The sequence below is a fragment of the Ruegeria spongiae genome, assembly GCF_023502395.1.
Lineage (GTDB): Bacteria > Pseudomonadota > Alphaproteobacteria > Rhodobacterales > Rhodobacteraceae > Ruegeria_C > Ruegeria_C spongiae.
The window spans coordinates 1-1,190 of record NZ_JAMFMB010000077.1 but is presented as its reverse complement, the minus strand read 5'-3'; the positions used below and the strand labels follow the sequence as shown (position 1 = coordinate 1,190).

2 protein-coding genes are annotated in these 1,190 nt (G+C 46.1%); both read left to right on the top strand.

All coding sequences use genetic code 11. The features are described 5' to 3' along the window. A partial coding sequence (locus tag M3P21_RS22285; protein ID WP_249713705.1) for a hypothetical protein occupies nucleotides 1-426 on the top strand: 426 nt, incomplete at its 5' end. Between the two features lie 228 nt (nucleotides 427-654). Beyond that, on the top strand, nucleotides 655-1,190 hold a 536-nt coding region (locus M3P21_RS22280; RefSeq protein WP_249713704.1), incomplete at its 3' end, for a hypothetical protein.

Genomic DNA, 1,190 nt, shown 5'->3' with positions numbered 1-1,190 from the left:
GGCAAAAAGGATGGTGATTATGCAGCATCACCTTCTTATGTCTACAATTCAGTGAAGAGGGCAAATGACTTCTTTGATAGTAAACTCTGCAACGGTTACCGAGTCCATAAATGGTTGCCTGAAGGGTATCAGAGCGATCCGCAGGGAAGCTTTGCAGATATTATTCTTCATTTTAACACTCCTGTAGAAGAAGTTGATTACGGCGCTTGGGTCAGTGATGTCCAAGATGTTTTCTCAATCGGAAAAGAAAACCCCGCTAAGTCACCGCACTATTCTCCGTTTAAGTACATGACGGGAGATGAGAACCTAAGTTCTCCAATACTATCCGCGAGCCTTGCTGACTGGAAAATATTGCTTTCAGCTAAAGCATCCATGGACGCGGGCATAGATCCCGTGTTGCTTCTCATGCAAACGCAAGAACAGTAGCCTTAAACAACTACTTCAACGGATATATCCCCCCTTTTGTTAACCTATTTGGTTAACTCCCGAGGGGGATTGCTCCGAATGGATATCAAATATTTTGACTGACTATCCTTGAAAATAGGGGGATTTACTATTCTTGGAAAATAGGCGCTGTTTTTAATTCGGATACAGACTTGTTTTATTTCAAAGGACTGCAATATAAGAAAATGAAAGAATAACAAGAATAGTCCGATGGCAGGTATCAATCAAAACAGACAGGGCGGGGGTAATCTATCTGAAAAATCCAGATGGAAGCCAGTCGATGGCAGACCCGCGTACCACGCGAAGACCGTTTACAGTGGTCTAACAATGTCCCTTCAGTCCCCGGCGGAGTGGGTATCTGATGAGATGACAGAGAAGCTCTATCCCGAGTATCCGCTGCCACTCTCATTGGCAGATATGGACCCAGGCAAAACCATGACGTTGGCGGCCGCAAAGATCATGCATTTGGTATTCGCGACTGTATGGCATGCCGGGTCTCAGAGAGTTCTTCTACCCAAAAAGGTGGCTGGTCGGTTCATTGCCAGCAAGGCCTCAGCAATATCCAGCAAAGACGTTAAGGCAGCAGTTCAGAGATTGGCCGGGAAGCAGGTCATCATCTCGGCATGTGGAATACTCGCAGGCAAGAATAAGCCTCGCGAGATTCCATTGTTCTCGTCAGTCCGTGATCACAGCAGGTTCGACTCTGAGTTTATTGTTTCCGATGAGGTCTGGGAGATATTCCAGTC